The organism is Flavobacterium tructae (assembly GCF_001853485.1).
In the GTDB taxonomy this organism is placed as follows: domain Bacteria; phylum Bacteroidota; class Bacteroidia; order Flavobacteriales; family Flavobacteriaceae; genus Flavobacterium; species Flavobacterium tructae.
In genome coordinates this window covers 335066-360443 of the sequence record NZ_MIKE01000025.1, presented here as the reverse complement: position 1 = coordinate 360443, position 25378 = coordinate 335066, and the positions used below count along the sequence as shown (strand labels likewise).

Genomic DNA, 25378 nt, shown 5'->3' with positions numbered 1-25378 from the left:
GCCTTAAAAACTAAATATGTCTAAAGTAATTACGCATTCTCTCTTTACCGAATTTGATATTAATTTATTCAAAGCGGGAAAACACTACCAGTTGTACGAAAAATTAGGAGCGCATTTAATTGAAGTTGATGGAGTAAAAGGAGTGTATTTTGCCGTGTGGGCCCCAACAGCGCAATCGGTTTCTGTGGTGGGTGATTTTAATTACTGGACACAAGGTGAACATGCTTTACAGGTACGCTGGGATTCTTCGGGTATTTGGGAAGGATTTATTCCGGAGGTTTCAAAAGGGACTTTATACAAATATAAAATTCAATCGAATATTGACGGAATCGTTACCGAAAAGGCAGACCCTTTTGCTTTATATTGCGAAAAACCACCTCATACCGCCTCTGTAGTCTGGGATTTGGATTATAAATGGAAGGATGAAAAATGGATACAATCACGTCAGGAGAATAATGCATTAGATAAGCCTCACTCGGTTTATGAAGTGCATTTGGGATCCTGGAAACGCGGAGAACATAATCGCTTTCTAACCTATTTAGAACTGGCAGATGATTTGGTTGCGTATGTAAAGGAAACCGGTTTTACGCATGTAGAATTTATGCCGGTTATGGAATATCCTTACGATCCTTCATGGGGATACCAGCTCACAGGGTATTTTGCACCGACTTCGCGTTTCGGAAAACCACAGGACTTTATGGTTTTGGTCGATAAATTACACCAGGCCGGTATTGGTGTTATTCTAGACTGGGTGCCGTCGCATTTTCCTGATGATGCACATGGTTTGGGCTTTTTTGACGGATCACATTTATACGAACATCCGGATCGCAGAAAAGGATATCATCCGGATTGGAAAAGTTTGGTTTTTAATTACGGACGTAATGAAGTTCGTGCTTTTCTCATCAGCAATGCCGTTTTCTGGTTGAAGCATTACCATGCGGATGGTTTGCGTGTGGATGCCGTAGCGTCTATGTTGTATCTCGATTATTCGAGAAAGGAAGGGGAGTGGGAACCAAATATTTACGGAGGAAGAGAAAATTTAGATACGATAAGTTTTCTTAAAGAGTTCAATGAAGTAATCTATGCTAATTTTGATGGAGTTCAAACTATTGCCGAAGAAAGCACATCCTTTCCAATGGTTTCCAGACCAACTTTTACAGGAGGTTTGGGCTTCGGAATGAAATGGATGATGGGTTGGATGCACGATACTTTAAAGTACTTTCAGAAAGAAACCGTTTACCGAAAATACCATCAGAACGAGCTGACTTTTTCGATGACTTATGCTTTTACCGAGAATTTTATGTTGCCGTTTTCGCATGACGAAGTGGTGCACGGAAAAAAATCGATTGCCAATAAAATGCCGGGTGACGAATGGCAGAAATTTGCCAATTTAAGATTGCTGTACGGTTATATGTTCACACATCCCGGAGCAAAGTTATTGTTTATGGGATCTGAATTCGGGCAAAGCGATGAATGGAATTTTGAGAAAAGTCTGGATTGGCATTTACTGCAATACGACTACCATTTCGGAATTAAAAAAGTAATTACAGATTTGAATCAATTATACAAAACTCGTCCTGCATTGTATGAAAAACAATTTTCGGGAGAAGGTTTTGAGTGGATCAATTATTCAGACCATCAGAATGCGGTTTTATCGTACATCCGAAAAGGAAATAATCCGAAAGAAAATTTAATTATCGTTGGCAATTTTACACAGGTAGTCCGTGAAAACTACAGAATAGGAATTTCGGAAAAAGGTAAACTACTGGAAATTTTTAATAGTGATGCTGTTATTTATGGAGGAAGCGGTGTAGGAAATCCGCAGACATTAACGATAGAGTCATCACCTTATGACGGGAGAGATTATTCGGTAGCTTTAAATTTACCGCCTTTGAGTATCACCGTGTATTCATTTGTTTAGATGGCACACGGATGACACCAATTTAGACCGATAAGGACGGATTTTATATTTATATTGTTTAAAGACAGTATGGTATAGATGAATTTATTAATCCGCTTAGCGGATAGTCATATAAAATAGTTGATGTAGATCGGGCAGATTTTGGAAAAATCATTTTAATTCTTTCAATCTGTGGCAGATGAATTCGTTATAATTTGTGCAATTCGTGGCGATAGAAAGTAATTTATATTGATGTCAATGAAAATCCATCAAATGCGTCTCATCTATTCGTATTATTGAGTTATTTGTCCGCTTAGCTGACAGTCAATATATTATTTTATCAGTTTCACGTTCTTAAATTATCGATTTGTTGAATTTTTAAGGGGATAATTAATACTCATTCAGAAAAAACGTTTTCGTGAATAATCCTTTTATTTATAGAGGGTTATCTGGTTTTTTTGTATGTTTGAAAGGGAGACTAACGTTATATAATTAATACAGAAATCGACATGATTACAAATACAGCATTAGAATACAAGGGCGATTTATATCCATCAAAAATTATCTCGCATCAACATGAAGGAGATTCTGTTTTTTTTCATACCGACAATAAAGTAATCTTAAAAGTCACTATTCTTAGAGACAGTTTGATTCGTTTTCGTTTTACCACAAAAGGGTATTTTAGTAATGATTTTTCGTATGCCGTTGATAAAACACAGCTTCACGGTTACAACTTTTTAGAACTTACAGAAGAAGAAGCCTATTTTCAAATCAGGACCAGTAAAGTAAAATGTAAAATTCAAAAGAGAGATTTACGTCTCGCTATTTACGATTTACACGATTTTCTTATTCTGGAAGACGAACTTGGTTTTCATTGGGAAGAAAGTTATGAATACGGAGGAAATATCGTAAAAATGAGTAAATCCTCTAAAGACGGGGAGTGTTTTTACGGTCTGGGTGACAAAGCAACACAGATGAATCTAAAAGGCAAAAGACTTGAGAATTTTGCCACTGATCAATATGCTTACCAAAAAGAACAGGATCCGTTATACAAAGTGGTTCCGTTTTATATTGGTTTGCACAATAAAGTATCGTATGGAATCTTTTTCGACAATACTTTTAGAACCTTTTTTGATTTTTGTCAGGAAAGAAGAAACGTTACCAGTTTTTGGGCAGAAGGAGGAGAAATGAATTATTATTTCATCTACGGTCCGCAAATGCAGGATGTAGTAACCACTTATACCGATTTGACCGGAAAACCGGAACTGCCACCACTTTGGGTTCTGGGATACCATCAATGCAAATGGAGTTATTATCCCGAAAGTAAAGTAAAAGAAATCACCTCAAAATTCAGAGAACTCAAAATTCCGTGTGACGCCATCTATCTCGATATCGATTATATGGAAGGATTTCGATGTTTTACCTGGAACAAAAACTATTTTCCCGATCCTAAAAAAATGGTAGCCGAATTGGCTGAAGACGGTTTTAAAACAGTAGTTATCATAGATCCGGGAATCAAAATAGACAAAGAGTATTGGGTGTATCAGGAAGCCTTAGAAAAAGATTACTTCTGCAAAAGAGCCGATGGGCCTTATATGAAAGGGAAAGTCTGGCCGGGCGAATGTAATTTCCCCGATTATACAAATCCCGTTGTAAGAGAGTGGTGGGCTGGGTTATTTAAAGAATTAATTTCAGATATTGGTGTCAAAGGAGTTTGGAACGATATGAACGAACCCGCTGTAATGGAAGTTCCCAACAAAACATTTCCCACAGATGTACGTCACGTATACGACGGAAATCCATGCAGTCATAGAAAAGCACACAATATATATGGCACACAAATGGCCAGAGCTACTTATCATGGGGTAAAACGTTTTGTCTATCCTAAACGCCCGTTTGTGATCACCAGATCGGCCTACTCCGGAGCACAGCGTTATACTTCTTCGTGGACAGGTGACAATGTGGCTACCTGGGAGCATTTATGGATTGCCAACATTCAGGTACAAAGAATGAGCATATCCGGAATGGGATTTACAGGTTCTGATATTGGAGGTTTTGCCGAACAGCCTACCGGAGAATTGTACGCCCGCTGGATTCAGTTAGGCGTATTTCACCCGTTTTGCAGAACGCATTCTTCCGGAGATCATGGCAATCAGGAGCCTTGGGCATTTGATGAAGAAGTCATCAACATTACCCGTAAGTTTGTCAGTCTGCGCTATCAGTTACTCCCTTATTTATACACCATGTTCTGGCAGTATATTGAAGAAGGAGTTCCGATGTTAAAACCATTAGTATATTACGATCAGGAAGATACCCAAACCCATTATCGTAATGATGAATTCATCTTTGGGAATCAAATTTTAGTATGTCCGATACTCGAACCAAATGCTGTCGGCAGACGAATGTACATTCCAAGAGGAGAGTGGTACAATTACTGGACCAACGAATTTGCAACAGGAGGCAGAGAAGTTTGGATTGATACTAAATTTGATGAAATTCCGGTTTTTGTAAAAGCAGGAGCTGTTATTCCGAAATATCCCGTACAGCAATATGTTGGTGAACTCGAATTTGATGAATTAACACTCGATTTATACTTCAAACTTGGAAAAGAAAAGTCAGTCGTTTACGAAGATGCACAGGATGGATACGATTACAAAAAAGGACGTTACAGCTTTTTATCTTTCAGTACCATTGGAAAAGAGAAAGAGCTTATCGTTCAGTTACACAAAGAAGGAAAGTATGATACACCGTACAGTAAGTATAAAATCAATTTAATCGGACTGCCTTTTAAAGTGACTGAAATTGAAATTGATAATGAGAAAATAGTATTTGACAAGGAAGGTTTTGAACTTAATCATTTTTTAATCGTTGATAAAGAGTTTAACGAACTTCATATCATTGGCGAATAGTATAATCCTGATATTTTTTTTGATAATTATATAAAAGTGGAAAAATTAATAATCGTATTTTTGTATGTTGTTATAATACCACTATCATGAGAAAACATCTAGCATCAGGCTTACTTGCCGTTGTTTTAGCGGCAGGTTGTGCGACTAATCCCATTACAGGAAAACAAAATTTGAATTTTGTTTCAAACAGTGAATTATTTCCATCTTCGTTTCAGCAATACAATACGTTCATATCCGAAAACAAGGTAATTACGGGAACTGCAGATGCGAAAAAAGTAGAATTGGTAGGAGGAAGAATTAAGGCAGCAGCCGAAAAATACCTGATTTACTTAGGACAATCGCAGTATTTGAAAGATTATCGTTGGGAGTACAAACTCGTGGACAATAAGGAGGTGAATGCCTGGTGTATGCCCGGAGGAAAAATTGTGGTGTACTCGGGAATTTTACCGGTAACACAAAATGATTCCGGTTTAGCTACCGTTATGGGACATGAGGTTTCACACGCTTTAGCAAATCATGGCGCACAAAGAATGAGTGCCGCACAGTTACAGCAAATAGGAAGCGTTGCTTTAGGAGCAGCCACAAGCGGTAAAACCCAGCAAACACAGGAAATATTTGCACAGGCTTATGGTCTGGGTACACAGGTGGGAGTAATGTTGCCGTTCAGTCGAAGCAATGAAACTGAGGCAGATAAAATTGGTCTGACGTTAATGGCCATTGCAGGTTACAATCCGGATGACGCTATTTCGTTCTGGAGCAGAATGTCGGCCAAATCAGGAGGATCGGGTACACCGGAGTTTATGAGTACACACCCTTCTGATGCTTCAAGGATTGCCAATATAAGAGCTTTAATACCGGAAGCAAGAGCAACGGCACTTAAAGTGGGAATCATTAAATAGATTTTTTACGATAAAATAGAAAAAGCTATCCTTTTCAGGATGGCTTTTTTTTTGCTGATAATTTATTAATACATGAATTACTGAAAATTGATTTGATTGTGATAAAAAAGAAATAAATTCGTAGCCTGTTAACAAAACCATTACTATGAAGAACCTACAAAAAGGAGATAAGAAATTATTGAATGCCTGGGCATTTTACGACTGGGCCAATTCGGTTTACACCTTAACGATTGCATCGGCAGTATTTCCCATTTTTTATGAAGCTTTATTTACAGATCGCGACCATTATATTGATGTATTTGGAATGCACCTTAAAAATTCAGCCTTAATTAGTTTTATTACCGCAGCAGCCTTTTTGGTAGTATCTTTTATCTCTCCTTTATTATCCGGAATTGCCGATTATGTGGGGAATAAAAAAGCTTTCATGAAGTTCTTTTGTTATATGGGAGCCTTATCCTGTATGGGATTGTATTGGTTTGATCTTGATAATATTTATACAGGATTAGCCTTTTATTTCTTAGGATTGCTGGGATATTGGGGAAGTTTGGTTTTTTATAATTCTTATCTGCCGGATATTGCTTTTGAAGAACAGCAGGACAAAATTAGCGCTAAAGGGTATTCGATGGGGTATATTGGCAGTGTATTGTTGCTTATTATCAATTTAGCAATGATTATGAAACCAAAACTTTTTGGTATTACCGGAACCGATGGAGAAGCTGCGATGAAAGCCATGCGCTACTCTTTTATAATGGTTGGAGTCTGGTGGATTCTATTCAGCCAGTATACTTACTATTATCTGCCAAAAGGAAGTAAAGCGAGTGGTCAGAAATTAACCAGTTCAGTTGTCTTTAATGGCTTTAAAGAGTTAAAAAAGGTTTGGGCTTTGCTAAAAGATAACATTGCTTTAAGAAGATATTTAAGCGGATTTTTTGTTTCAAGTATGGCGGTGCAAACGGTAATGCTTGTAGCAACTTATTTTGGAGCGCAGGAAATTGAGTGGGCAACCAAAGAAGATAGTACCATTGGATTAATAAAATGTATTTTGATTATCCAGTTAGTAGCAGTTGTAGGAGCAGTTTTAACCTCAAGAGCTTCAGCTAAGTTCGGAAACATTCCAACCTTAATTGTGATCAATAGTATTTGGGCTGTATTTTGTGCTTTGGCGTACTTTATAGTATTACCAATGCATTTTTATGTGATGGCTACCGTAGCCGGATTTGTGATGGGTGGAATTCAGGCATTGTCCCGTTCGACGTATTCAAAATTATTACCGGAAACAGAAGACACCGCTTCTTTCTTTAGTTTTTACGATGTAGCGGAGAAAATCGGAATTGTAATCGGAATGTGCGTTTATGGAATCATCGATCAAATCACCGGAAGTCCGCGTGCCGCAATTGTGATTTTGGCCATTTTCTTTGTGACGGCTATTTTTCTTTTAAGAAGAGTACCAAAAAAGGCACTTTAGAAAGCTGCTCTGTGGATGAAGTATAATGAATAACACGAATTGCACGAATTGTCACTAAACAGGGTTCGCCTTTTATAATTTGTGCAAATTCGTGGAATTCGTGTTTAGATTGTAGCTTTAAAAAGCATTTTTACTTCAATATTATTTAGATTTAAGCTGCGCATTGATTTTTACAAGCATTTGCGCAGCATTTTCGTTTTTAGGATTTAATTCCAACGATTTTAAATAATTCTCTTTGGCAGGACCTAATTGTCCAATGGCTTCATAAATTTCACCCAAGCTGTCAAAAGCATTCGCAGAAGCCGGATATTCTGAACAATTAAGAGCAAAAATCTGAACTGAAAGATCAGTTAGTTTCTTATTAAACAAATTATAACCAAAATTGTTTAGATCGTCTTCAAAATTATAGTCAGGATATTTTAATCTTAATTTTTTAAATTGATTGACAGCAGTTTCAAACGTATTCTCACTGAATATTTCGATTAACTGAGTCTGTGGCGTTCTGATTTGTTCCAGGCTAAGCTGCAAAAATCGCGTGGTACTAACTGCACGGGTGATCGTTATGGCTTGTAATTTATGATTGAGTAAGTTAAAATGAATTTCGTTCGGATAATTATCGATTTTGAAAGTATTGTTTCCTAAGTAATACATCTTAGTTTTTTCGATATCGAAATTTTCTTTTAAAAATGGAGAGTAAAGATAGAGGCCGTTATGCTCTTCAGCTATTTTAGTTGTTCCCATTCGGTCATATCCGTACAGAATCTCAGTATAATACCCTTTTATGGCATTTTTTAATTCTGATGGAATTTGGATTGCACCTCCCTTAATTGGTTTAGACCAGTTTAGTTTTGTGATGACTTCTTTTTCGATGTACGTCATTACGGGAAGTCTGTTAGGTTTGTCACCGTTGGCTAAAATGGCAATTCCGTTACCATTTTTCATGGTAGCAAGCAAATCTCCACCGGTTCCGGTATTAGAGCCATCATGTGAGAACCAGTCCAGATTTCCGTATCCAAGACTGCGCTGCCATCCGTAACTCCATCCTCGTGGACCTTTCATTGTTGCTATGTTTGTAACCTTTTCAGCCACAGCTTTAGAAATCACTTGTCCTTTACCCGTAAGTGCCTTTTGCAATTCAATCGCAATTAAGGCCAGATCAGTAGGAGTAGACCACAATCCCGAAGGCGCAACTTGTGGCGTGATGGGAATTCCTGTTCGGATTATTTTACCATTACTGTTGTGTACTTTGGCGATATTAGTCAGAAAATCATTTTCATTGGGCTGAATCATGGTTGAATTCTGCAAATACAAAGGATCAAGCAGCTGTTCTTTGACAATTTGTGCCAATGGCTTTTTGAAATGATCTTCCAGAGCACATTGGATAATTACATAACCGCCACCGCTATATTGCCAGTCGGTCTCAGGTTTGAATAGAAATTCGATAGGCTTTTTAGATCGGGGTAATAATTTGCCCTGCAGACTTTCTACAATTGTGGGAATGGAATCTCCCTGATAATAATCTTCGAAACCGCTCTGACTTGTTCCGGCTGTATGGGATAAAAGGTGTTTCCAGGTAACGGGTGTTTTTGAGGTATAGTCACTTTTAGGCAATTGCCATGATTTTAGATATTGAGAGATAGGGGCATTAAGGTTGATTAATCCTTTTTCCTCTAAAATTGTACAAACAATAGCGACGATAGGCTTTGAAATGGAGGCAGTAGAAAAAGCAGTGTTCAAATCAATTTTTTCTCCTGTATCTATTGCTTTTACACCCCATTGATTCGTCCAGATTACTTTGTAATTTTCAAAAACGGCAACACTTAACCCTTTAAGGTTGTATTTTGACATCATTTCTGCAGTACCATTTTTTAAGCTGTCCAGAGATTTGATTTTTTCAGAAATAGTTGTTTCCTGAGAAAATGATAAAGTGCAGGAGGTAATCAGAAGTAAAACTAAAAAAGTTCGTTTCATTGGTAGTGATTTTTGATCGCGGTACCGCTTTTAAAATATAAGCTCAATAATAAAAGAAAAGTAAGCTGTTTGTTCTTTGATTTGATGATGGTAATATTCTTTTATTATTGAGCTTTTTATAGAATTAAGCTTTTGAAATACTTCCTGATCCTGAAACTTTTACACTTCGTTTTTCTGGATTTCCGCTGTATCTCACATCACCGGATCCTGAAACTTTTGCGCTTATACTTTCAGTACAGTTTACACGAACATCTCCTGATCCTGAAATGGTTACTTCGGTGTTTTTTGTTTTAAGATTTGCGGCATCGATATCTCCGGAACCTGATAATATGGTAGAAAAATTAGCAGCATTTCCTTTTAAATTTACATCTCCTGATCCGCTTAAAGTTAATTCAAGATCGTTGGAGTCTAAAGCCAGATTAAAGTTTCCTGAGCCGGATAGTTTTGCTAGAAACTTGTCGCTTTTGATCGTGCTTTTTGATTGAACGTCCCCGGAACCGGATAAAGTCAATCCGGATATGGATTCAAAAGGAACCGTCACTTCAATCTTTTTGCCAAGACTTGGGGAGAGATTGACTCCTTTCTCAACATAAACTTTTAAAATATTATTTTCTACTTCAACTTTAATGGCAGTTAGTAAATTTTGTTCTCCTTTTACTGTAATTTTTCCTTCTTTCCCTGCCACTAAATCCACATCAAAAAAACCGGAAATTTTTATTCCATCATAATCAGAAGTGGTTCTGGTTTCAGAAACGACATTGCCATTTCCTTTTAGCTTTTTATTAGACCATTGAGCATTTGCAATAAAACTGAATAAAACTGCACTGCAAACGAATAATTTAACTGATGTTTTCATTGTTTTGATTGTTTTAGATTGTTATTTTTTGATTAACGCAGCATTACCATAACTGGTAGTAACCGTTATTTTGCTTTGTCCTTTTTTCTTATTGTAACCACTTATTTTTTTAGCACTGCCTTTGCTTTCCGCCACTGATGTTTCTAATGAACTGTCGTACTTGATATTCCCGTATCTGGTGTTAATGTCAAAATCAAAAGCAAGATCAGCGCTGTAACCCAGTGATACATTCGTATAGCTGCTCGCTACATTTACATTCTTTTTTTTCTCGTTCAGAGTGTCCACATTTATCTTTGAATAGGCAGTGTCAATATTCAAATTACCGGAGAGTTCTCCAACAGAAACACTTAAGTAATTTCCGGAACCCGTCAGCGAACTGATTTTTTGAAGTTTAAAAGTGGAATAATTACTATCGTATTTGATGTTCTGACCTTCATTAAGCAAATATAAATCAGTGTAATTGGAGTCTATATTTAAGTTTCCGGCTTGCGTAATTTTCAAGTTAGAATAGCGTGCTTCAATACTTCCGTTTTTGATAGATTCAATGGTCGAGTTATCACAATAGCCTATTTCGATTCGATTGCTGGAGCCATTTAGTTTTCCTAACGTTATCTTTCCGTATTTACAAGTAATATCTGTGGAGGATTCTAAACTTAGCGTCGTGATATCTCCGTACTTATTATTAAGTTTTACCGAACCGTTTTTCGGGATCTTAATGACATAGTTAATTTCAAAGAAATCAGCACTTCCTTTACTTCTTACTGAAGAATTTCCAAGGTTTGTCACCGCAGTAACCATCGATTTAAGAGCTGTAATGTCAACATCAATACTGTTCAGTCTTTGGTTTGCCCAGCTTTCATTTTTACTGGTTACCTTAATAGTAATGTCAATGTCTATTTTATCTTCATTCCAGGTACTGACGGTGATGTCTCCGTATTTGTTGTCAATATCAATACCTGCGTTCGAATTTACGATATAGGTTTTTTTAATGTTCTTTTGCTTAGTGATGTAACTATTATCATCATTTGAGAATCCTAAAAAAGGAAGTAAAAGCAATAGGATGAGTATTTTATAATGTTTTTTCATGTGTAGTGTTAGTTTTAAAATTTTCATTTTCTTCAATGCGTTTCAATACCGTTTGTAAAAAGGAAATACGTGTTTCCAGGTTACTGATCATGGCATAAATAATTTGTTTGTTTTCACCGTTTTTCTGTAGTTCTTTCATGATTTTTGCATAATCGGTATCAAACACCTTCATTTGTTTTAAGGCATCGTTAATAATCTGTTCATTCTGAGGAGAACTTTTTTCTTTTAATTTTACTAGCTCATTATCAATTAAAATACTGAATATCGAATCGGTTCTTTTGGCTTCCTTCGAAGCAAACTTGTAGTGTTTAGGCTCCTGATAACTGTTGTAGAATATAGATACCCCCAACAATACCACAATTGAAGCAGCAATGGCCCAAACCGCATGATTTTTCTTCTTAGGTTGCTTTTTGTTTAATTTATTTAAGAAATCAAGCTGATGGTCAGAAGTTAATTCGGCTACATCCCATTGGTTCTCAAACTTTTTGAATAATTGATCTAAATCGTCATTTTCCTTTTTCATATCTCCTCTAATTTTTTTCGTAAACTTTCTTTTGCTCTGCTTAGCGTCGTCCGGCAATTAGCATAACTGATGTTTAATATTTCACTAATTTCCTCCTGATCGTAACCCTCAATATAAAAAAGGGTTAAAACCATACGATAATTGTCTTTCAGGTTTGAAATCGTATCTAAGACTTGTTTTACTTTAAGTGAATTCAGATCAATGCTGTCACTTAATACACTGTCATTTTCCTCTATTTTATAAAGGGTTTTAGTCAAATCTTCTGCCTGAAAAGCATTATTCTTTTTATAAAAATCAATACTGTAATTGATGATTATTCTTTTTAACCACGCACCAAACGCTACTTCTTGTTTGTAATCATTGATTTTTGTAAAAGCTTTCAGAAAACCTTCCTGCATGACGTCCTGTGCAAAATGTTCATCTTTCACAATGCGGAATGCCACATTGTACATCGCTTTACAATAACGATTGTAAACTTCGAATTGCGCTTTTTGGTTGTTCTCCTTACAAAGCGTGATTAATTCTTCGATATTCTGGTTAGTTATACTCAAGTAATTGTTGCTAGTTTTTAATAATGACTTTGCTTTTTTGGGTTTGTTACAGTTTTGATAAAATTAATTTTATTTTATTTTAAAATAATTGTCTTTCTTAGGTTATTTAACTTCTATCATACAATTTCAAAACTTTCTTTTTTGCTTTTGGCACAATGATTGTCTATTTTTACCGCTAATCTTGTAAATGAAATACTTTGCACAGATTTAGCTAAAACTACCGCCTGTAAAGTTATATTTGCGGTTAGTATGAAATATTTAATGACAAAACGACTTATATACTATTATGTCAAACCATAAAATACTCACAATTGACAATCTGTCACTTCAGGAATTTGACTCAGAAGCAGATTTGATTCCATTATTAACTCCGGAAGACGAAGAGGAAATGAATAACGAAGAGCTTCCGCTCTCGTTGCCTATTTTGCCATTACGCAATACCGTTTTATTTCCGGGAGTTGTTATTCCGATTTCGGCAGGAAGAGATAAATCAATCAAATTAATTAATGATGCCAATGCCGGTGGAAAAATTATTGGTGTGGTTTCTCAAATTAATGAAGAAGACGAAGACCCGTCAAAAGATGATATTCATAAAATTGGAACCGTAGCCAGAATTCTTCGCGTTTTAAAAATGCCTGACGGAAACGTAACCGTAATTCTACAAGGTAAAAAACGTTTTGAAATTGACGAAGTGGTTTCAGAAGAACCTTATATCACTGCCACGATCAAAGAAGTTTCAGAAGAACGTCCGGCAGAAGATGATACCGAGTTTACCGCAATTTTAGATTCGGTAAAAGAACTGGCGATTCAAATTATAAAAGAAAGTCCAAACATTCCGTCAGAAGCTACTTTTGCGATTAAAAACATTGAAAGCCAGTCGTTTTTAATCAATTTTGTTTCTTCTAATATGAATTTATCCGTAAAAGAAAAACAAGGTTTGTTATCGATAAACGGATTAAAAGAACGCGCGCTTGAAACGTTGCGTTACATGAACGTGGAGCTGCAAAAATTAGAATTGAAGAACGACATTCAGTCAAAAGTTCGTTTTGATTTAGACCAACAGCAGCGTGAATATTTCCTTCACCAGCAAATGAAAACCATTCAGGAAGAATTGGGAGGCGTTTCGCAGGAGGAAGAAATGGATGAAATGGGGTTGAAGGCCAAAACCAAAAAGTGGGACGAGAAAACGCAGAAACATTTCGAAAAAGAATTGTCTAAAATGCGCAGAATGAACCCGCAATCTCCTGATTTTGGAATTCAGCGTAACTATCTGGAATTGTTTTTAGAATTGCCCTGGGGCGAGTATTCTAAAGATAAATTCGATTTAAAACATGCACAAAAAGTATTAGATAAAGATCATTTTGGACTTGAAGAAGTAAAGAAAAGAATGATCGAACATTTGGCGGTATTGAAACTTCGTAACGATATGAGATCGCCAATTATCTGTTTGACAGGGCCTCCGGGAGTTGGTAAAACTTCTATCGGTCGTTCGGTTGCTGAGGCTTTAGGACGTGAGTACGTACGTATTTCCTTAGGTGGTTTACGTGATGAAGCTGAAATTCGCGGACACAGAAAGACTTATATCGGTGCTATGCCGGGACGAATCATTCAGAGTTTGAAAAAAGCCGGAACCTCAAATCCAGTTTTCATACTGGATGAGATTGATAAATTGTCAAGCGGTAACAGTGGTGATCCGTCTTCAGCCTTATTAGAAGTATTAGATCCGGAACAAAACAATGCTTTTTACGACAACTTCCTTGAAATGGGGTACGATTTGTCTAAAGTAATGTTTATTGCAACTTCAAACAATATGTCAGCCATTCAGCCGGCATTACGTGACAGAATGGAAGTCATTAAAATGTCCGGTTACACCATCGAAGAAAAAGTTGAAATTGCCAAAAGGCACCTTTTCCCGAAACAATTAGAAGCACACGGATTAACCGCTAAAGATTTGACCATTGGTAAAAAACAACTGGAAAAAATCGTAGAAGGATATACGCGCGAATCAGGAGTTCGTAACCTTGAAACTAAAATTGCTCAGGTCATTCGTAATGCAGCAAAAGCAGTTGCAATGGAAGAGGACTACAATAAAAAAGTAACCGACGAAGATATCGTGACCGTTTTAGGGGTACCAAGACTGGAACGTGATAAATATGAAAACAACGATATTGCAGGCGTTGTTACAGGTTTAGCCTGGACAAGTGTTGGCGGAGATATTTTGTTTATCGAATCGTTGATTTCGGAAGGAAAAGGAGCTTTGACCATTACCGGAAACCTTGGTAATGTAATGAAAGAATCGGCTACAATTGCTTTAGAGTACATCAAAGCCAATGCTAAAAAATTAGGCTTGAATGTTGAATTGTTTCAAAAGTACAATATCCATTTACACGTACCGGAAGGCGCAACACCAAAAGACGGTCCAAGTGCCGGAATAGCCATGTTAACGTCTTTAGTTTCATTACTTACACAAAAGAAAGTAAAGAAAAGTTTAGCAATGACAGGTGAAATTACGCTTCGTGGTAAAGTTTTACCGGTGGGCGGAATTAAAGAAAAAATCCTGGCAGCAAAAAGAGCCAATATTAAAGAAATCATTTTGTGTCATGAAAACAAAAGTGACATTGATGAAATTAAAGCCGAATATTTAGAAGGACTTACTTTTCATTATGTGAAAGAAATGAGTGAAGTTCTGGCTTTGGCCTTGACTGATCAGAACGTTAAAAACGCGAAAACGCTGAAATAATTTAAAGTATAGACTTTAAATACCAAGATCTAAATTCCAAATTCCAATCTGAGAACTCAGTTTCGGAATTTGGAATTTTTTTTATTGAAATTTAATCTAAGGCAACAGTTTTGGAATTTGGATTTTTACTATTGGAATTTATTTTATCGTATTTTATTTTTATAATTGATATAATTTTATCTTCGCACTTGCGTTATCCCTCTATATGATCGCCCCAAAAGAATGTTAAAACAGTTTGTTTTATTTTTATTAGTAACAATTTGCTCTGTTAGTTATGGGCAAATAGGAGGGCGTCACACCTATCAGTTCTTGAATTTAACGACCTCTCCGAGACAGGCAGCTTTAGGTGGAGAAACAATCACGATTTATGACGAGGATGTCAATCAGGTGATGTCTAACCCTGCAGCTTTAAATGAAGATATGGACAATCGTCTTGCTCTGAATTATGGGAGTTACTATGGAGAAGCTTCTTATGGAACTGCTTCTTATGCTTATACTTACGACAGACATGTGCAGACATTTTATGCAGGAGTGAGTTATGTTAATTATGGTTCATTCGAAGGTTATGATGAAAATGGTCAGGCTACTTCTAATTTTACCGGGAGTGAAGGCGCACTTTCATTGGGTTATGCTTATAATGTTCCTTATACTGATTTGCATATCGGAGCAAGTGCTAAGCTAATAACTTCAACGTTAGAAAGTTATAATTCGATAGGAGGAGCAATTGATTTAGGTTTTTTGTATGTAATTGAAAAAAATGACGTAAATTTGGGTCTGGTAATCCGTAATATAGGTACACAGTTTACAACGTACTCGGGTATAAAAGAAAATTTACCATTTGAAATTGTGGCTGGAGTTTCTCAGGAATTAGAGCATGTGCCCCTTCGCTGGCATCTTACATTAGAAAATTTGCAACAGTGGAACATCTCTTTTTCGAATCCCGTTCGTGGAGGAACCGGCATAGATGGATCAACAAACAAAGAAAAGGTTTCATTTTTAAACAACGCTTTAAGGCATGTTGTTTTAGGAGTAGAACTTTTTCCAAAAAAAGCATTTAATTTGCGTTTAGGATATAATTTTAGAAGGGGAGAAGAATTACGGGTGAATGAACAGCGTAATTTTTCAGGGGTGTCAGTAGGATTTGGATTAAAAATGAACAGGTTAAAATTTAATTATTCATATTCCAGATATACTTTAGCAGCAAATACAAGTCTTTTTGGTTTAATTTTAAATTTTCAGTAATGATATGAAAATACTTAGTTTGTTTTTGTTTTTAACAGTAGGTGTTTTTACGGGTACAAAACACTATTATAAAAAAGAAACCGCTATTTCCACTCTGGAAGTAGAGCGTATGAATCTTAGAGTAAACGAAATAAAAAACATGATGAGTATTGATTCTAAATACAATACCAAAATTGCTTTTTTCGTTGACATGAGCATACCGTCAGGCAAAAATCGTTTTTTTGTTTACGATCTGGTGAACAGTAAAATTATCGATCAGGGGCTTGTAGCACACGGCTCAGGATCAGAAACGGGTGTAAAAGGAAGTTTGCGTTTCAGTAATACTCCTAATTCCAATTGCACTGCTTTAGGCCGATATGTGATTCAGAAATGTTATAAAGGAATCTTCGGAAAAGCCTATAAATTAAACGGTCTGGATGAAACCAATAATAATGCTTTAAAAAGAGCCATAGTGTTGCATTATTATTCTGCAGTTCCTTATGAAGAACAAGATTATTACATCAGCAACAGCCATGGCTGCCCGATGGTTAATGAACAGTTCTTTAAAAGACTCGAAAAATATATAGATTGTTCTAAGTCAAATATCATTCTGGATGTTTATTATTAGCAAACCTGGAAGATAGTTTAAAGATACTTAAATCATATACTGCTGTTGTTTTTCCTTCAACAGCATTTTTTTTGTCCTGATTTTATTCCATTTTATATTTCCACATTGTCCAATATTATAGTATGAAGAAAATCCTTTTTATTTTTCTTATTGTATTGCTTTTCTTTATTGGGTATAAGATCAGCAGGAAAGACACTATAGTTCCCTTAGCAGTAACAAGTACAATTGATAAAAAAGAGATCAATGAAATCAAGGAAATTATAAAAAGTGACTCAAAATATAATGACAGATATGCTTTCTTTATCGATATGAAAATTCCTTCGGGCAAGAATCGCTTTTTTATATACGATCTAAAAAATAATAAAATCATTGATAAAGGTTTAGTAGCCCATGGTTTGGGGTCTGAAACTGAAATAAAAGGGAAGTTAAAATTTAGTAATGTCCCTAATTCACTCAGCACTTCATTGGGGAAGTATGCTGTTGGTGAGCATTATAACGGAAAGTTTGGTAAAGCCTATAAATTATACGGATTAGATCCCACAAATTCTAATGCATTTGATCGTAATATTGTTTTTCATTATTATTTTGATGTTCCGTATAAAGAGCAAAATGGATATATTTGCAACAGTTATGGATGCCCAATGGTGAATAAAAAGTATTTTGAAAGAGTGGCAAAAATAATTGACAATTCCGGATCCGATATTGTGATGAGTATTTACTATTAAAAGCGGATGGGAGCAGTAAATAAGTTTAAATTTAAAAAATAAAAAAATTGAAAAAAATTACCATTGCAATTGATGGATTCTCCTCTACAGGAAAGAGCACTTTGGCAAAACAATTAGCAAAAGAGTTAGAATATGTTTATGTAGATACCGGAGCAATGTACCGTGCCGTTGCCTACTTTGCCATGCAAAACCAGCTTATTGCAGCCGATTTTTTTGATAAAGCAGCCCTTATTACGGCTTTACCGAACATTCAGTTAGAGTTTAAATTTAATGCCGATCTTGGTTTTGCCGAGATGTATCTTAATGGAGAAAATGTAGAGAAACAAATCAGAACCATTGAAGTTTCCAGTTTTGTTAGTAAAGTAGCAGAAGTTTCTGAAGTACGTTCCAAATTAGTGGAACAACAGCAGGAAATGGGGAAAAATAAAGGTATTGTAATGGACGGAAGAGACATTGGTACTGTAGTGTTTCCAAATGCTGAACTTAAAATATTCATGACAGCCAGTGCCGAAACCCGTGCACAGAGACGTTTTGATGAATTACAGCAAAAAGGAGATAACGTTTCTTATGAAGACGTCCTGAAAAATGTAGTCGAGAGAGACTATATCGATACACATCGTGAAGATTCTCCTTTAATTATTGCCGATGATGCGATAGAAATAGATAATTCTTATTTAAACAGAGAAGAACAGTTTACAGCAGTGCTGGAATTAGTAACAGATGTTGTTAAAACAATTTAATTTTTTGTAGATATCATTTTTAATGGTAGTTTTACCGCTTCATTTATTTTAAAGACAATTTCATCGTATGGGAATTAAAAACAGGTTGATTATAATGAGCTTTCTTCAATTTTTTGTTTGGGGAGCCTGGCTTATAACAATTGGAAATTATTGGTTTGGAACTAAAAACTGGGAAGGAACCCAGTTTGGTCTGGTCTTCGGAACCATGGGAATTGCTTCTTTATTCATGCCCACTTTAACCGGAATTATTGCAGACAGATGGATTAATGCAGAAAAACTGTATGGCGCCCTGCACATTCTTTATGCAGTAGTTTTATTTGGTATTGCACACGTTACCACACCTGATAATTTTATATACGTAATGTTTATCGCAATGTGCTGCTACATGCCAACCATTGCTTTGAGTAATTCTATTTCGTATACCTCGCTTAAATTAAATAATAAAAATATTGTAAAAGATTTTCCGCCTATCCGTGTTTGGGGTACTATTGGTTTTATCGCTGCAATGTGGATCACTAATTTAAGTGGAAGCAAAGCAACAGAATATCAGTTTTACATTGCCGGAGTTGGTGCGTTGATTCTTGGAATTTATGCCTTCACATTGCCAAAATGTAAGCCGCAGCGTCTTACTAAGGAAGATGCCTCTCTGGTGGAAACCTTAGGTTTGGAAGCCTTTAAATTGTTTGGAAATTATAAAATGGCCTTGTTTTTCGTATTCTCTATGTTTTTAGGAGGCGCTTTGCAATTGACGAATGCTTACGGAGACGTATTTTTAGACGAATTCAAACATTTTCCTAAATATGCAGATTCTTTTGTAATTAAATATTCGACTATCATCATGTCGATTTCTCAGGTTTCTGAGACATTATTTATTCTTGCAATTCCGTTTTTCTTAAGACGTTTTGGAATCAAACAGGTAATGCTCATTAGTATGTTGGCCTGGGTATTGCGTTTCGGATTATTTGGTTTTGGAGATCCTGTAGGAGGTTTATGGATGATCATATTGTCATGTATTGTGTACGGAATGGCATTTGATTTTTTCAATATTTCAGGTTCGTTGTTCGTTGAAAGCAATACCGATTCGAAAATACGTTCGTCTGCACAAGGATTGTTTATGATGATGACCAATGGTATAGGAGCGGTTTTAGGAAGTTTAACTTCAGGTTGGGCTATTGATCGCTTTTTTACCAAATCGTTCACTAATACAACTGAATTGGCGACATTTTTACAAACTGAAAGTACAAATTCAAAAATGCTTGATTTTGTAAAAGGTCAGGGTAATTCAGTTTCTGCAGATGGAATATTTACGAATCCTATTTTAATGAAAGACTGGCAAACCATCTGGCTGTCATTTGCAGCTTATGCCTTAGTAATTGCAATTGCTTTTGCGATTTTATTCAAACACAAACATGACCCGAAAGAAATAGAGAATTTGAGTCATTAGAAATAAATCACATAGTAGAAATCCCGTTTTCATAAATTGAAAACGGGATTTTTTTTGACATCATTTGTATCTTTAGTTGACTTCGATACGATTAAATAAAAACAGATCATTATTAGCTGATTTTACTGTAATATAGTATTGACCCACAGGCAAATTCGTCTCAATTGTATCAGACTTCGGCGTAATTAGAGTAGATTGAATCGGAATTAACAAATCTGCGTTTTTAGTTGTATTGTATTCGTCTAACAAGAAAACGTCAACCAAAAGCTCTTGGTTTTTAAGCGGAATAAATTTTTGGTCCTTCAGACTTACCTTTTTAAAAACCTGATTAGGGTAAACAGACTGCAGGTTGGCTTCAAGGTTGTTGATTAAAAAGTAATCAGCACTTGATTTCATTAAAGTATCTTTGGCGAATACCGATTTTGGAAGCAGAACTAATTTTTCTTTTATCTTCATCATAACAGTCTCCTGATTGATGGTAACGGGATCTATGTTTGAGTATTCTTTTAAATAATTGGCCATAAGACGTTTTTTGCCTTCTTCTTCCAGATGACCATGTCCCACATAAATAAAAATTTTAGCCTTTGGATCTTTCTCTAATATTTTCATGACATTTCTGGCTTGCCCTATTTCCCGATCTATTTTCTGATCTGAATTTTCATGCCCCACAAGAGTAAATCCCATAGCATTGGCTTTCCTTACAAAGTGACCAAAATAGGGATCTTTGATATAAAACCCATTTTTGGCATTTGGAACAGGCGCAGTATTAGTACTATAATTTGGTGTAAAGGTTTCCATCGAAATTACAGTAAACCCTTTTTGTTTCAAGACATCCAGAAGATTCATGGCAAACAACCGATGCTTGGGATAAAAATGATCTTCATTGAGTATAATCATCTGATTGTCGTTAGCGAGATCCCCAATTGCCGCAATTACAGCTTCCTCTTTTTTCACTTCATTTTGGGACAGCGAGTTTAAAACGGTGCGGTTAAAATCATTTTTATCGCTTTCATAGCCCTTAATCAATGCATCGTATTCTTTATTATCACCTATATAAGAATTGATTGTTAAGTACAAAGGGTCTTTGAGCATTATTTTTTTTGGATCTTTTATAGGAGCCTTTTTAATTTTTTCTCTTCCCTGCAGGTAATTTTTATGTGGTTCAGTGGTATAATAATTAAAGAGATGCATATACGACAGTTTATTCAAAGAGGTACTGTCCAAATGAACCTTCCTCATACTTTCGGTCGCCTTTTCCAAATGATTGGTGTTGGCTGACATTCGCGTAAGGGCAACAATTCTTTTTGATCCCTTTAGTTTTTCGTAAACAATAATTCCATTGATACTGTCATTTTGCAGCAGTTTTTCATGAACAATGGTATCGCTTGGCTTTTCAATCTTTTCAAAGAAATAGAAAGTCTCTAAGTTTTGGTCTGTTTTGTAGCTTAGGAATAAATGAGAAGCAGTAACATCTTTGAAATTCCCAATTCGTTTTTGCAGGGCACTTTTTTTAATCTTAGACAGATCGTCATAAACAACACCTTTCGGTATTTCGATGGAGACATCCAGTAAATTATTGTAGAACAAATCGCCTTTGTTTCTTTCTCCGACGATAAAGTTATGCTGAATAACATCCTGGTCAATGGTTTTGCACCCGGTGAACACTAAAAAACAACTTGCCGAATAGCAATATATTCGGAATCTTGAAGGAATTAATTTTATCATAGTTTTAAGAGTAAGGAATAGCAAATATCATTGCTTTCTGAAGATCTGTATGTTAGTTTATTATCGGAAATCAGCATTATATTATCCGTTAGAGTAATTAGTTCTATCATGTTTTGAGATCACATCTGTGTTTTGGTGTAAAATGGTATTGCAATTTATCAGGAATAGGATTAATTTTTAGAGATGATGACAAAATTGTACAGGAAAAAAGCTGTAAGGTACAATTTTTCTTAGTTTTTTAAAGGATATCTTTGTTTGTGTAAGATAACTATTTCGAACAGACCGTACTTATGGCGGACACGTAATGTCCGGTAAATTGACTGCAGCAACCATAAAAGTAAGTCTTGATCAAAAACCGGGTTGTGAGGTTATTTTGCCACAGCAGAACAGAGTCTTCGACAAACCGTGGACAAAACAAAACAATGTTAAAAGTGCTTACTAAAAAAGCCACTTATTAAATTTTAAAATTCGAAAAACATGACAAAATTAAAATTAGCAATTTCTATTATGATTTTGCTCACTGCTGCTATGACTGCGCAGCAGACGAAAGAAATCCAACATCTAAAATTTGATAATTTGGGATGGGAACAACTAGGAGATAAATTACAGCGTAAATATGTGTATGGAGAGCAGGGGATGCTGGCGTTGTTTAAGATGGATAAAGGTGCTAAAGTGCCAGTCCATCAACATCCAAATGAGCAAACGACTTATATTACAAAGGGAAGTGTAAAAGTAACCATGCAAGGTAAAGAGTACATTGTTAGTGCCGGAGAGGTGTTGATTATTCCGGGGAATATTCCGCATCAGTTTGAATGTTTGGAAGACGGAACATTAGACATTGATTTTTTTGCTCCCCCACGTAAAGATTGGATTGAAGGTACCGCCAGTTATTTTGCGAATGCCAAAAAAACAACCGAACCTCTCGAAGTAGTTGCTGCAATGGACATTCGTCCAGGTGACGTTGCTGTATCAGCCGAGGGTCGTGTTTTTGCAACCATTCATCCATTGGGAAGTCAGAAGATGCAATTGGTAGAAATTGTAAACGGAAAAGCGATTCCTTACCCATCTGAAGCTTATCAGAAATATGATGCAAAAGCAACCGACGCAAAATTTGATGCGATGTTGGGTTTAATCTTTGATAAAAACAATCAGTTATGGGTTACCGATATGGGACTCGAATTAGGTAAATCCAGACTTTGGGCCTTTGATATCAGTAAGAATAAAGTAGTTCAAAAAATTGAATTGCCTCAAACTATTGCGCCTAAAGGTACATTTACGCAAGATGTTGCCATTGATGAAAAAAATGGTTTTGCTTACTTAGCCGATATTGCCAATCCGGGTATTATTGTTTTGAATCTGAAAACAAAAAAAACACGCCGATTTAGCGGACATATTTCTTTACAGGCAGAAGATAAAGACATGATTATTGATGGTAAAGTAACTTATTTTGGTGGAAAACCGGCTCGTGTAGCCATTGACCCAATTACACTTTCAAATGACAGGGAAACGATATTTTTTGGAGCAATGAATGGAACTTCATGGTATAGCGTGCCAGCCAAACTATTCAGAGAAGGTAAAAGTGATGCCGAAATTAGTAAGGCAATAAAAAAAGTAGGCAGCAAACCTTTTAGCGATGGTGCTTTGACAGATGAAGCCGGAAATCATTATTTTACAAATCTGCAAGAACACGCCATAACAAAGTTGGATACTGCGGGTAAATTGACTACTATTGTACAGGACACTCAAAAATTGCAATGGCCGGATAATGTTTATAAAGGACCCGACGGCTGGATGTACATTTCAGTAAATCAACTCAATAGTTCGCCAGCTTTTACAGGTGCGAACGATCAGGGGAAACCTCCATATTTTATTTATCGTTTTAAGCAATAAGAGTACTATACTAAATCTAATTTAAAGAGTAAAATGTTCAAATTCTTCAGAGTTTCAATCAGTATTGCTATAACAGCGCTATTTGTACTTAGTTTCGTTACACTAAGTGATGTTTTTCTTCATGACAATCAGTTATTCTTTCATGTACTGACTATAGTGACAGCTGTTATTTTTGCGATTATGGGGCTTGTTGGCATTGTGATTTATAAAAACTTTAGAAATATTTGGCGGTATGCTTTACAAGAAGAGCAGCAACATTTTATCAGGTCTTCTGTTCGAAAATTGTTACTTGTATTTGCTTTTATTGCAGTAATAACGGCATTATTTTCATTTATACTTTGCATAGGTTTAGTAGACAGAATGCAAAACGGAATGGCTTTATTCGGCTAGAACCGCCGAAGATTTCTGTCAGTTCCCTAAAAACCCATTATGCGTTTATGTATAATGGGTTTTTAGGGTTTTGCATTTTACTCATAAGTCTTTAATATGTTCTTTTTTTGTATCACATATAACCTAAACATATCCACTTATTGCATATGTAGCTAAATTCTTTAAAAAAAATCACGTTTAGTACTACTATTAATCTACATTTGTAAGAATAAAATTATTTTTAAAGCTTTCGTTTAATAGATACGGAAAGTATTTAAATTTAATGTAAAAATTCTAAATAATAAGAAAAGCAATTATTATATGAGAACAGTAGTGGACAATATCGTTATATTAAAACTTTTTTATTAGATTTTTATGGTCCCGGAGGTGAAGTGCTTATTGCATTGTCTGTAAAAGATAAAGTTGGAGGCTCTTATAAAGATAATACCCTTTGATTTGCTTTTAGGTTAATCCGACAGATCTAAGAGAGGAAAAGCATTTGGAGCATTCGCAGAATTAGGTTTTGGGTACAAAGGAATTGTTACGGCGGGGTTTTAATTATAGATTTTAAAAGAAGATTTAACAAGTAAACTAACTAACCAATTTAATTTTTTAACATTTAACCATTTTTTGAGAGAGGGGATAATCCCCTCTTTTTTTGCCGTAAAATTTGCGAAACCGTGTAACTCTGCGGTCAAATTTGTTGTTGTATAATTAATGAGTTTGCTTCTATTTATTTCAGTCAACACAGGATTAATTGTTTTGATAATCAGTAATTTAGTTTTGTAGGTATAGATTATATTCCACATTTACAGTAAAAGTTATCAATTATTCCACAGGTGACGCACTTATTGAAACCGGCATTCGAATCTCGTAACACCGTTCTATATTTGTACTCAGAAAGCAAGTCTTATCAATTAACAGCACCTTTAAGAATTAAACAGCATGCAAATCATGATGATTTGTATATCATAAATTTCGATCTTAGCGAAGAGTTCAACTGGATTCAGATTCGTGATATCAGTTATAAAATTGGTTCTTTAACGAATTTAGGACTCTTTGTTTGGAAGAATAGCATAGAAAATATTTATGAACATGCCGCCGGAAAGAGGATATTTACAATGCGTTTAATCGTGGATCAGAAATTACTTCGTCCTATGTATGTTCATAAACTAAACGATAAATTTGAAAGCAAAGAACTTTGTTTTCACGATCTTATTGACAGCAATAGCAGAATACTGATCGATTCGATAAAGAATAAGGATGTTTTAAATCAATTTTCCAGTTTCTATCTCAAAGGAGTCGCTTTAAAATTACTGGGAAACTTTATTCAACGGTATTCAGATACTGTTTTACCTTCGTGCAGGATAAAAAAAACAGACCTGACCGGCATGGAGATTTCTAAAAAATATTTACTGCATAATTTAAAAAATAAATTCCCCGGAATTGCAGAGTTGTCAAAAGTTGCCAATATGTCGACTAGTAAATACAAAAGACTCTTTAAAGAAATTGAAGGTGTAACACCAAATGATTTCTTTAAAAAAGAAAAAATTATTTTGGCGCATCAATTATTGTGTAGCGGATCCTATGATTCTATTGTTCGGTTGGCCTATGATCTTAATTTCACCAGAGTAGATTATTTTTCAAAGAAATATTTTAAAGTTTTTGGAAGAAATCCTTCCGAGGATTTGATTGAAAAATGCAAATAAGTATTTTTAGAACACATGCTGTTTTCT

19 protein-coding genes are annotated in these 25378 nt (G+C 35.5%); 13 read left to right on the top strand and 6 right to left on the bottom strand.

The genetic code is table 11. The features are described from left to right. The first annotated feature begins 16 nt into the window (after nucleotides 1-16). The 4 genes from glgB (at nucleotide 17) to BHE19_RS17525 (ending at nucleotide 7173) form a co-directional block, all read left to right on the top strand. Entirely contained in the window at nucleotides 17-1921 is a 1905-nt protein-coding gene (gene glgB, locus BHE19_RS17540) for a 1,4-alpha-glucan branching protein GlgB (protein ID WP_070908185.1), read from the top strand. A 488-nt stretch (nucleotides 1922-2409) separates the two neighbouring features. Next, nucleotides 2410-4809 carry a glycoside hydrolase family 31 protein gene (locus BHE19_RS17535; protein ID WP_070908184.1) on the top strand — a complete coding sequence of 800 codons (2400 nt, stop codon included), beginning with the start codon at nucleotides 2410-2412 and terminating at the stop codon, nucleotides 4807-4809. A gap of 86 nt (nucleotides 4810-4895) precedes the next feature. Further along, nucleotides 4896-5708, top strand: coding sequence for a M48 family metallopeptidase (locus BHE19_RS17530; protein ID WP_070908183.1), 813 nt, complete (start codon nucleotides 4896-4898; stop codon nucleotides 5706-5708). Between the two features lie 145 nt (nucleotides 5709-5853). Next, nucleotides 5854-7173 carry an MFS transporter gene (locus BHE19_RS17525; protein WP_070908182.1) on the top strand — a complete coding sequence of 440 codons (1320 nt, stop codon included), beginning with the start codon at nucleotides 5854-5856 and terminating at the stop codon, nucleotides 7171-7173. Nucleotides 7174-7314: 141 nt separating this feature from the next. Here BHE19_RS17525 and BHE19_RS17520 read toward each other — a convergent pair whose 3' ends face one another. The 5 genes from BHE19_RS17520 to BHE19_RS17500 form a co-directional block, all read right to left on the bottom strand. Continuing rightward, nucleotides 7315-9144, bottom strand: coding sequence for a serine hydrolase domain-containing protein (locus tag BHE19_RS17520; RefSeq protein WP_070908181.1), 1830 nt, complete (start codon nucleotides 9142-9144; stop codon nucleotides 7315-7317). A gap of 124 nt (nucleotides 9145-9268) precedes the next feature. After that, entirely contained in the window at nucleotides 9269-10000 is a 732-nt protein-coding gene (locus tag BHE19_RS17515; RefSeq protein ID WP_070908180.1) for a head GIN domain-containing protein, read from the bottom strand. A gap of 21 nt (nucleotides 10001-10021) precedes the next feature. After that, entirely contained in the window at nucleotides 10022-11086 is a 1065-nt protein-coding gene (locus BHE19_RS17510) for a DUF4097 family beta strand repeat-containing protein (protein WP_070908208.1), read from the bottom strand. Next, on the bottom strand, nucleotides 11070-11609 hold the full coding sequence (locus BHE19_RS17505) for an anti-sigma factor (RefSeq protein WP_070908179.1): 540 nt from the start codon (nucleotides 11607-11609) through the stop codon (nucleotides 11070-11072). Before BHE19_RS17505 ends, BHE19_RS17510 begins: the two co-directional genes overlap by 17 nt. After that, complete coding sequence (locus BHE19_RS17500; protein WP_026110196.1) at nucleotides 11606-12160, bottom strand: RNA polymerase sigma factor; 555 nt, start codon at nucleotides 12158-12160, stop codon at nucleotides 11606-11608. The genes BHE19_RS17505 and BHE19_RS17500 overlap by 4 nt, the downstream gene beginning before the upstream one ends. Before the next feature lie 286 nt (nucleotides 12161-12446). Here BHE19_RS17500 and lon point away from each other — a divergent pair, with 286 nt between their 5' ends. The 6 genes from lon to BHE19_RS17470 all read left to right on the top strand — a co-directional run bounded on the left by lon (nucleotide 12447) and on the right by BHE19_RS17470 (nucleotide 19658). Next, nucleotides 12447-14900 (top strand): endopeptidase La, encoded by a 2454-nt coding sequence (gene lon, locus BHE19_RS17495; protein WP_070908178.1) that lies wholly within the window; start codon nucleotides 12447-12449, stop codon nucleotides 14898-14900. 222 nt (nucleotides 14901-15122) lie between these two features. Further along, nucleotides 15123-16142 carry a type IX secretion system protein PorQ gene (gene porQ / locus BHE19_RS17490; RefSeq protein ID WP_017498485.1) on the top strand — a complete coding sequence of 340 codons (1020 nt, stop codon included), beginning with the start codon at nucleotides 15123-15125 and terminating at the stop codon, nucleotides 16140-16142. 4 nt (nucleotides 16143-16146) lie between these two features. After that, the gene (locus BHE19_RS17485) at nucleotides 16147-16749 is read left to right on the top strand and encodes a murein L,D-transpeptidase catalytic domain-containing protein (RefSeq protein ID WP_070908177.1); all 603 of its coding nucleotides are present in this window, start codon (nucleotides 16147-16149) and stop codon (nucleotides 16747-16749) included. Between the two features lie 122 nt (nucleotides 16750-16871). Further along, nucleotides 16872-17474 carry a murein L,D-transpeptidase catalytic domain-containing protein gene (locus BHE19_RS17480; protein WP_070908176.1) on the top strand — a complete coding sequence of 201 codons (603 nt, stop codon included), beginning with the start codon at nucleotides 16872-16874 and terminating at the stop codon, nucleotides 17472-17474. A gap of 47 nt (nucleotides 17475-17521) precedes the next feature. Next, on the top strand, nucleotides 17522-18214 hold the full coding sequence (gene cmk / locus BHE19_RS17475; RefSeq protein ID WP_070908175.1) for a (d)CMP kinase: 693 nt from the start codon (nucleotides 17522-17524) through the stop codon (nucleotides 18212-18214). A gap of 67 nt (nucleotides 18215-18281) precedes the next feature. Then, nucleotides 18282-19658: a nucleoside permease gene (locus tag BHE19_RS17470; protein WP_070908174.1), complete on the top strand. Its 1377-nt coding sequence runs from the start codon at nucleotides 18282-18284 to the stop codon at nucleotides 19656-19658. A 72-nt stretch (nucleotides 19659-19730) separates the two neighbouring features. Here BHE19_RS17470 and BHE19_RS17465 read toward each other — a convergent pair whose 3' ends face one another. After that, nucleotides 19731-21383, bottom strand: a complete 1653-nt coding sequence (locus BHE19_RS17465; RefSeq protein WP_070908173.1) for a hypothetical protein — start codon at nucleotides 21381-21383, stop codon at nucleotides 19731-19733. Nucleotides 21384-21860: 477 nt separating this feature from the next. Here BHE19_RS17465 and BHE19_RS17460 point away from each other — a divergent pair, with 477 nt between their 5' ends. From BHE19_RS17460 to BHE19_RS17445, 3 genes are all read left to right on the top strand, one after another. Then, nucleotides 21861-23273, top strand: a complete 1413-nt coding sequence (locus BHE19_RS17460; protein ID WP_083342580.1) for an L-dopachrome tautomerase-related protein — start codon at nucleotides 21861-21863, stop codon at nucleotides 23271-23273. A 33-nt stretch (nucleotides 23274-23306) separates the two neighbouring features. Further along, nucleotides 23307-23663, top strand: coding sequence for a hypothetical protein (locus tag BHE19_RS17455; RefSeq protein ID WP_070908172.1), 357 nt, complete (start codon nucleotides 23307-23309; stop codon nucleotides 23661-23663). 818 nt (nucleotides 23664-24481) lie between these two features. Then, nucleotides 24482-25351, top strand: a complete 870-nt coding sequence (locus BHE19_RS17445; RefSeq protein WP_070908170.1) for a helix-turn-helix domain-containing protein — start codon at nucleotides 24482-24484, stop codon at nucleotides 25349-25351. The last annotated feature ends 27 nt before the right edge of the window (nucleotides 25352-25378 follow it).

Excerpts from the sequence above, each read along its gene's own strand:
- BHE19_RS17510 (WP_070908208.1), bottom strand. The coding sequence starts at position 11,086 with ATGAAAAAACATTATAAAATACTCATCCTATTGCTTTTACTTCCTTTT.
- BHE19_RS17485 (WP_070908177.1), top strand. The coding sequence starts at position 16,147 with ATGAAAATACTTAGTTTGTTTTTGTTTTTAACAGTAGGTGTTTTTACG.
- BHE19_RS17515 (WP_070908180.1), bottom strand. The coding sequence starts at position 10,000 with ATGAAAACATCAGTTAAATTATTCGTTTGCAGTGCAGTTTTATTCAGT.
- BHE19_RS17530 (WP_070908183.1), top strand. The coding sequence starts at position 4,896 with ATGAGAAAACATCTAGCATCAGGCTTACTTGCCGTTGTTTTAGCGGCA.
- BHE19_RS17505 (WP_070908179.1), bottom strand. The coding sequence starts at position 11,609 with ATGAAAAAGGAAAATGACGATTTAGATCAATTATTCAAAAAGTTTGAG.
- BHE19_RS17525 (WP_070908182.1), top strand. The coding sequence starts at position 5,854 with ATGAAGAACCTACAAAAAGGAGATAAGAAATTATTGAATGCCTGGGCA.
- BHE19_RS17465 (WP_070908173.1), bottom strand. The coding sequence starts at position 21,383 with ATGATAAAATTAATTCCTTCAAGATTCCGAATATATTGCTATTCGGCA.
- BHE19_RS17455 (WP_070908172.1), top strand. The coding sequence starts at position 23,307 with ATGTTCAAATTCTTCAGAGTTTCAATCAGTATTGCTATAACAGCGCTA.
- BHE19_RS17535 (WP_070908184.1), top strand. The coding sequence starts at position 2,410 with ATGATTACAAATACAGCATTAGAATACAAGGGCGATTTATATCCATCA.
- BHE19_RS17520 (WP_070908181.1), bottom strand. The coding sequence starts at position 9,144 with ATGAAACGAACTTTTTTAGTTTTACTTCTGATTACCTCCTGCACTTTA.
- porQ (WP_017498485.1), top strand. The coding sequence starts at position 15,123 with ATGTTAAAACAGTTTGTTTTATTTTTATTAGTAACAATTTGCTCTGTT.
- BHE19_RS17460 (WP_083342580.1), top strand. The coding sequence starts at position 21,861 with ATGACAAAATTAAAATTAGCAATTTCTATTATGATTTTGCTCACTGCT.
- glgB (WP_070908185.1), top strand. The coding sequence starts at position 17 with ATGTCTAAAGTAATTACGCATTCTCTCTTTACCGAATTTGATATTAAT.
- lon (WP_070908178.1), top strand. The coding sequence starts at position 12,447 with ATGTCAAACCATAAAATACTCACAATTGACAATCTGTCACTTCAGGAA.
- BHE19_RS17470 (WP_070908174.1), top strand. The coding sequence starts at position 18,282 with ATGGGAATTAAAAACAGGTTGATTATAATGAGCTTTCTTCAATTTTTT.
- BHE19_RS17480 (WP_070908176.1), top strand. The coding sequence starts at position 16,872 with ATGAAGAAAATCCTTTTTATTTTTCTTATTGTATTGCTTTTCTTTATT.